Source organism: Clostridium oryzae, from assembly GCF_002029235.1.
GTDB lineage: Bacteria > Bacillota > Clostridia > Clostridiales > Clostridiaceae > Clostridium_AE > Clostridium_AE oryzae.
Genome location: NZ_MZGV01000113.1, coordinates 1 through 7,694, shown reverse-complemented (window position 1 = coordinate 7,694; position 7,694 = coordinate 1). Strand labels below are relative to the sequence as shown.

The window sequence follows — 7,694 nt, the reverse complement described above, 5'->3', positions numbered from 1 at the left end:
GCATGATAATTGGTCTAAAATTAAATCAAAATTGTATATTATTATATACTTATTTATAAATTTAATAAGACTTGTTAATCAAATTAATAATCCCCCAAATTAAAATTACTTTTCAGTCCATTTTAATTTGGGGGATTATCAACTTTTACTTAGATATGAATGTAATAACATTATCAAAATTATTTTTCGCATCCTCAAAGCCATTATCAAACAGTGCTTGAAGTTTCTGCTTATTTCTTTCAATTCTGCTTACGTTGAGAGGCTGTGACGGTCTTATAACTATAGCTTTTCCCAATCTTTCCTGCTCATCTATATAATCCAAAGTTTGATTATAAATTATATATCTATTAACCATTGAATTCACGAGTTTTGGATATCTTCTATACTTATATTTTATTATTTTCGAGAAACTCATAGGAGCTTTGCGATAGTCCTTATTTCGAGTAAGAATAATTATGTTTTTTTCGTTACCATCCGCTATAGATTTTTTTATAGGTATCGGATCGGCAATTCCTCCATCTAATAATTCTAAGTTTTTATATTTAGTTATTGGTGCTAATAAAGGAAGGGACGCACTTGCTCTAAGTGCTTCAAATTTTTCACCTAATTCTTCTCTCTTAAAATAAACTGGTTTACCACTTCTGCAATTGGTAGTTCCAACGATAAATTCACATTCAGCTTCCATATATGTTTTATAATCAAACGGTTCTCTTTTATTAGGAAGTTCATCAAAAATAAAATTCATTCCAAAAAAAGATTTCTCCCTAAGCATATTTCTGAAGCTCATATATCTCCAATCGTCTGCATAGTCCATATTTATTTTTTTATTTCTTCCTTTTTGTCTAGATATATACGAAACAGCATTGCAGGCACCTGCTGACACCCCTATTATGTATTTAAAATATATATCCTTTTCCATAAAATACTCTAGTACACCGCAGGTGTAAAGTCCTCTCATTCCACCGCCTTCAAGCACGAGTCCTATTCTGGACATATAACCACTCCTACCTATTGAATATTTTAAAATAATTGTGAATTAAGAGCGAGAATTTAATAATGGAACTAAAACTTTTGCATAGCAGAACTTCATCTACAGTTACTCGCTATTAATCATCATTAATTTATTTCCTAATTTATCTAAATTATATCATAACATTAATAATAAAAAAGGATAGGAAGTGATTTCCACGAGCTAAAAAATGCCTCCTCCAACCAATTCCTATCCTATGCCCTAACTCTTAATATTAATTAAAAGTTATCTCAACTAGCAAAAACATAATTTCCTAAAGCGTAAAAATAAGAACCAAACTCTATTGTTTAGTCCTATATCAAAAATCTATTTCAAAAATTGTATCTTCGTATTCATATGATCAATAGTATCAAAGCGGAAGCCTTTTTTCTTTAATGATGATATTATCTGAGCTAGTCCAGCCACTGTAGTCTTCTTAGGAGCTGAATCATGCATAAGAATAACAGCTGTCTTTTTCCATTTGCATTCACTAAGCACATTATTTACAATTCTCTTTTTGGATATCATCACAGCACTTGCATCTTCTGAGTCTACATTCCAATCCACATAACTATATCCCATCTTTTTAACTTGCTTTACAAGATTCTTCATTATATGTTTTCCGCCATAGCGTATGCTAACTCTATTATTGGATCCTCCTGGAAATCTTAATACTTTTATTGGCTCTTTTCCTGTCAACTTTTCTACATAATCGTTAAGCTTAATTATATCTTTCTTAAAATTAGGAATTGATTTATATACATATTTGTACTCGTGACTGTAAGTATGGTTGCCAATTACATTTCCATCCTTTAATATTAACTTGTACATCTTTTTTGAATTTTTATCAGTGTGTCCATTTACAAAAAACGTAGCCTTCACATGATATTTTCTTAGTATTGCCAATATTTTATCTGTATTAATTGATGGTCCGTCATCAAAAGTTAAAAATGCAGTTTTAGATTTCTTGTCTACTTTTGCCGTTGTCAGTTTAACTGCACTTTTAAACATACTCGTATCAGTCTTGCCTATAACATCATTACTTTTAACAATGTTCATAATTGCAGCTGAATTAGTATGTTTCTTTGAAGCTTCAGCATTGCTATCTTTATTTCCTACCCCAAGCATTGCACCAACTACTAGAAACATAACTAAATTACAACCTATAAGAAATTTTATCAAATTGTTTAAATTAAATTGCATATGTCCTATTTTCATAATCTTATACCCTCTGAATCCCCATAATAAGTAAGTTTTCTTCATAATGCTTCAAAAAAAAGCATTATACAACTATATGTAACTTAATTATACTACTTTTTACAACATGTTAGATAGACAAATAACGAAAATTTAAATATTTATTGTTATAAATTTATGCCTAAAGCGCACCTTCCTTATTATAATATTCATAAAATAAAAAACGTGTTACAACAAAAAGGGTGGGAAGTGATTTCCTTCGGCTGAAAAATGCCTCCTCCAACCACTTCCTATCCTATGCCAACTCTATGAATTTACAAAGTATTATTTTTTATATTACTTCTCCCAAATTATTTTTCTTATTTATTTATTAATATTTTCTTAAGAGCTATCTTCATAGTACTTCGCATATTATATAGTTGCATCCTTTTAACAACACATGCAACTTGTTTATACACAGTTGAAAATTATCCACAATTGGCAAAATACATAAATTCCTAGAGACTAAGAAAAAAATGTTGTAGCACTACAGAAACTAATCCGTAGTGCTACAACATTTCCCATGCCTAACTCTTAATATTCACAAAATACTTTTATTACTTAGATAGGATACCAAAACCCTTTGAAAACAGTATTTCTAAGCACTATTCCACCTATTAACAGCAAAACTATCAAACCCAAAAATATGAAATCCAATCTTTTTAGTGTCCTTCTTGAATACCAAGTTCTTTTATCATATCTACCAAACCCTCTCAAATCCATCGCATTTGATATTACTTCAACCCTATCTAACGATGATATAATAAGTGGCAGCAGTATAACTATATAATTTTTTAACCTTTTAAACAAAGGTGCGTCCCCTCTTTTAAAGGCAACTCCCCTAGCCTCCTGAGCATTTATTATATTCTGAACCTCAGATCTTACATCTGGTATATATCTCAAAGCAATATTTACCGCATAAGCTACTTTATATGATATTCCTACTCTATTCAAACTGCTTGCAAAACTGCTTGGATGAGTAGTAAATATAAATATTAAGGTTACCGGCAGCATACATATATACTTACAGGACAACGTTAACGTATAGAATAATGTCTCCAAAGTTAACTTATATGGTCCAAAATGCAGTAAAACAGTATAATGCCCAGCTAATTTTGAACCAAACGTTGGTGTTATAACCAATATATAAATTGCATTTATCAGTGTAAATACGATCATAAATACGAATAGCGGAAGTACTGCTTTTTTAGGTAGTTTTGACATCTTAAGCATTATAAGGCCTACAATCAGAACTATTCCAAAAATTCTTATATCAAGAAACATAAAAACAAATATCGTCCAACAGATTAACAATAGAAACTTTATACTTCCGTCGAGCCTATGAAAAATAGAATCTCCTTCTATATATAATGATCCAGTTTTAGTCATTAGACTCACCACCTTTTATCTCATTTACAAAGTAAGCTAAAAAATTCTCCGGTGAATCCAGCCCGTATAGCTCAGCCAATGAAGATATTGATGTACTCTTCAAATCTGCCTGCTTAAGAATAGGCTTATTGGAAAGTATGTTAAATACACTATCCTCAGCTATCACCTTACCTTTAGACATTACCACCGCTCTATCAGCATATTCTAGTGCCAGATGCATGTCATGAGTAATCATTACAATGCTAACCCCAGTCAGTTTAATCTTATCAACAAACGTCATAAATTCTTTATAATTTCTATAATCCTGTCCTGCTGTAGGTTCATCTAATATTAGTATCTTAGGATGCATACAAAGAATCGATGCTATAGTTACTCTCTTTCTCTGCCCATAGCTTAATGAAGATACAGGCCACTTCCTGTATTTATGAAGTCCACATATCTTTAATGTGTCTTCAACCCTTCTCTTTACCTCTTCTTCAGGTATGCCGAAATTTCTCATTCCAAAAGCTACTTCATCAAATATCATATTCTGAGTTATCATATGATTGGGATTTTGCATAACATAGCCTATTATTTCCGCCCTTTTCTTTATAGACCATTTATCAATGGATTTATCCTGATACCTAATAGAGCCTTTATCCTGTTTTTGCATTCCTGTTATAATTTTCATAAGAGTAGATTTTCCAGCTCCATTATTACCGAGAACAGCCAATATTTCACCTTCATTAATACTAAAGGATATATCGTTTAATAGATATTTATCATCCTTAAAATATCTGAAGCTCAAATTTTCTATGCTCAACATCTTATTTTTATTTTCATTTTTTACGTAAATATTTCTATTCTTATATGCGCTTAGTACCTCTTCTTTATATCTAATTGAATTTTCTATATGTGATATTTTATTCTCTGGAAGAATACTTATATTTATTTTCTTTAATGCCTCTACATATAACGGTTCTCTAAGACCATAGTCAGGCAGTATATTACTGCTTAATATATCATCAGGGCTGCCATCTGCAGCAACCTCTCCGTTATTCATAATAATAATTCTATTAAAATCATGTTCAAGTACATCCTCTATTCTGTGCTCTATTATAATTACTGTCTTTTTGGTTTCTTTATGTATTTCATTTATGATTTCCATAGCCTTTTTCCCACTAGCTGGATCTAAGTTTGCTAGCGGTTCATCAAAAAGCAAAATTGGAGCATCACTTGCTAGCATGCCTGCAATTGCAACTTTCTGCTTTTGCCCTCCACTTAAATTTTGAGGTGTATGCTTTATAAAATTCAGCATATTTACCTGCTCTAACGCAGAATCGACTCCTCTGAACATTTCCTGCTGTACTACATTATTATTTTCATATATAAATGCTACATCTTCTCCAACACTTAAACCAACAAACTGAGCATCCTGATCTTGAAGAATTGTACCTACATGCTCACTTACCTTATATATTCCATCCTTCTGGGGGATAACGTCATCAACTTTTACAGTCCCTTTTATATCTCCTTTGTATCTAAAAGGAATTAGCCCATTTATACAATGGGCTAACGTAGATTTTCCACTACCACTGGGACCGGCTATAAGAACTTTTTCTCCAGAATTTATTACAATATTTATGTTTTTTAAAGTTGGTTCTTTTAAATTTGAATATTTAAAACTAAAGTCTTTAAAAACTACAGTTCCCAAACCGGCACTCTCCTTATTCGTCTAATTCAAGATTATTGTTCTTCTGTCTCAATTTAGCGATTGCTATTGTAACTGGTATACCAATAACAGCTATTACTGCAAAATCAGTTAATGCAGCGATTAGTGCTTGTATAAGAACCTTTGCTGCCGATTCTCCATATAAAAACACATCGCCACAGAATGCAAATATACATCCGACTATAAGACTTACAATAGCAAATGCGTAAAGCTTTGCAAAATGAATTTTATTTATTTTTCCAGCAAGAACATCAAAATCCTTGTCCAATGTTAGAAAACCAGCAAATAAACCTATTGTAGCTGATAAAAGAGCCCAACTCCACCATACTTGTCCATAAGAAAACGCATCATTTAATGCATTTCCTATAAAACCAACAAGGAACCCTACTGTAGGTCCAAAAATGGCTCCAAATATTATAAGAAGCGCAATAGCAAGTCTAAAAGATGTATTAGGTCCAATTGGTATTGATATTATTGAAAGCACACCGTAAAGAGCCGCTCCAATACCAACAGCTACTACATTTCTTGTAGAAAGGCCCCTCCCTGTATTACTCTTCTTCTTTGTAATCGCTACAGCTACAATTATAAGTAATACTATAATAATAGCAACAATACCTTGAGGTGCTACTAAAGATTTAAAAAATCCAGTAATCCCCTTAATAAACTGTGACATTAATTTTCCCCCCTCTGAATAGTAAACATTAAAACTATGATCTCATATAATATTATGCCCTATGGCAAACATTATAACTTTTGGTAAAATTAATGTCAATATAACATATTGTTTTTATAATATTTTATAAATTCTCAACTATTATTACAAATAAAAATAAGAAATATACAAAAGTAATCACAATTTATTTAACAATTTAGCTGTTAATACTTACATTATTATTGAGCATTCTTCGAACAAATAAGCACTACATTTCTTAAAAACAGCTCTACTAGATTTATGTTTGTGTATTGTGATATACTTATACATATTGGAATGAAATACATTAATTGTATAATCCAAGGAGGATAACGCATATGAAAAAAATAATTACTAATACTTCATTATTTATATTAACATTTCTTTTAATTTTTAATTTTAGTATTATTCCAGCGAAAGCAGCTCCTTATCATAGTGTAACAATTACAATCAAAAAAGGCGGCAGTTGGACTTATAATCATAAAGACGATGAAAAAATAACTAAACATTGGACTTCAAACCAATATGTTAAGTATGAACACTTCTATAAAATTGCTTATATAAAATTTATACCGCCAAAAGCTGTACAAGCACTTGCTAATAAAACACTAATGGCATGTGGTAAAGACAAAAAAAAAGCTATAATTTCTTTTATGGTACAAAAATCTCTTTCCTTTGGCAAAGCTAAAGCTAAGAAAATGGCTATAGCTAAATTTGGAGCTTCTATCGTTTCAAAATTCATTCCATATTTAAATGCTGTAAGCTGGGGATACACAGCAATTACTCTTTTCCAAAGTGTAGAAGAAGGATACAATGAAATTTTTTACTCTACCGCAGCGAAAAAGAAAACAGGAGTGATTATAGAGCATAGAACTAGCGGTAAAATTAATAATTACTATTGGAATGGTTCTACAAAATATGGTAAGTACCCTTATGCTCATTTAGGTTCAAATAACTGGCAATATGGTAAAGTAAAAGTATATAGATAATTTTAAGAAAAGAGGTTATTGTACTATGAAATTAATACAACAACCTCTTTTTTAATTACTATTTTTAATAAACACTAGATATTCGTCATCTAATAACTCTTTATGGTTTTATACTTAAAAATGCTCCCATTACCATAAACATACGTTAACTGTCTATATAAAGAGAACATATTAATTTGCTATTTAATTTTAATAATAATAAATCTTTTATGTAGGCAAAATATATTTACCCCTCTCCCGGCATAAGCTTTATATTATTGACATCCACCCAGTAGCAGCCTTCGCCATCAGAAACATAAGCTTTGCCGCTATAAAAATCATATTCTGAAATTTTTAACTTTATTATATTAACTGTATCACCAGTTTTAAATTTACCACAAGAATTTATTATTTTACCCACCACACCATTAACTTTAACTCTCATTGGCACTACAATCGCTTCCTCTCTATACTCAAAAATACCTTTTATATATTATATATTATGTATACATTATATCATATGCAGTATTAAATATCTCTTAAAATTGTTTTAATTTATTGTTAAGCCTTTTTATTTCTGATATTATTATAATCAATAAGCGTTAATTTATCATTATTAATAATTTATTTTATATTTTTTTATTAATTTTTCAAGTTAACGTTTACAAAAATATAACTTTATTAATCACT

At 30.3% G+C, this 7,694-nt stretch carries 7 protein-coding genes; 1 reads left to right on the top strand and 6 read right to left on the bottom strand.

Annotated elements, in window-relative coordinates:
• Nucleotides 1-145: 145 nt before the first annotated feature.
• The 5 genes from CLORY_RS22050 to CLORY_RS22030 form a co-directional block, all read right to left on the bottom strand.
• Complete coding sequence (locus tag CLORY_RS22050) at nucleotides 146-994, bottom strand: patatin-like phospholipase family protein (protein ID WP_079428611.1); 849 nt, start codon at nucleotides 992-994, stop codon at nucleotides 146-148.
• A 342-nt stretch (nucleotides 995-1,336) separates the two neighbouring features.
• On the bottom strand, nucleotides 1,337-2,227 hold the full coding sequence (locus tag CLORY_RS22045) for a polysaccharide deacetylase family protein (protein ID WP_169911724.1): 891 nt from the start codon (nucleotides 2,225-2,227) through the stop codon (nucleotides 1,337-1,339).
• A gap of 579 nt (nucleotides 2,228-2,806) precedes the next feature.
• Nucleotides 2,807-3,634 (bottom strand): energy-coupling factor transporter transmembrane component T family protein, encoded by an 828-nt coding sequence (locus CLORY_RS22040; RefSeq protein WP_079428606.1) that lies wholly within the window; start codon nucleotides 3,632-3,634, stop codon nucleotides 2,807-2,809.
• Nucleotides 3,627-5,327 carry an ABC transporter ATP-binding protein gene (locus tag CLORY_RS22035; protein ID WP_079428604.1) on the bottom strand — a complete coding sequence of 567 codons (1,701 nt, stop codon included), beginning with the start codon at nucleotides 5,325-5,327 and terminating at the stop codon, nucleotides 3,627-3,629. Before CLORY_RS22035 ends, CLORY_RS22040 begins: the two co-directional genes overlap by 8 nt.
• 13 nt (nucleotides 5,328-5,340) lie before the next feature.
• Nucleotides 5,341-6,018, bottom strand: coding sequence for an ECF-type riboflavin transporter substrate-binding protein (locus CLORY_RS22030; protein ID WP_079428601.1), 678 nt, complete (start codon nucleotides 6,016-6,018; stop codon nucleotides 5,341-5,343).
• Between the two features lie 356 nt (nucleotides 6,019-6,374).
• Between CLORY_RS22030 and CLORY_RS22025 the strand changes: the two genes are divergently transcribed.
• The gene (locus CLORY_RS22025) at nucleotides 6,375-7,025 is read left to right on the top strand and encodes a hypothetical protein (protein ID WP_079428599.1); all 651 of its coding nucleotides are present in this window, start codon (nucleotides 6,375-6,377) and stop codon (nucleotides 7,023-7,025) included.
• Nucleotides 7,026-7,251: 226 nt separating this feature from the next.
• On the opposite strand, the gene CLORY_RS22020 is transcribed toward CLORY_RS22025, so the two are convergent.
• Nucleotides 7,252-7,455, bottom strand: coding sequence for a hypothetical protein (locus tag CLORY_RS22020; protein WP_079428597.1), 204 nt, complete (start codon nucleotides 7,453-7,455; stop codon nucleotides 7,252-7,254).
• Nucleotides 7,456-7,694: the final 239 nt, after the last annotated feature.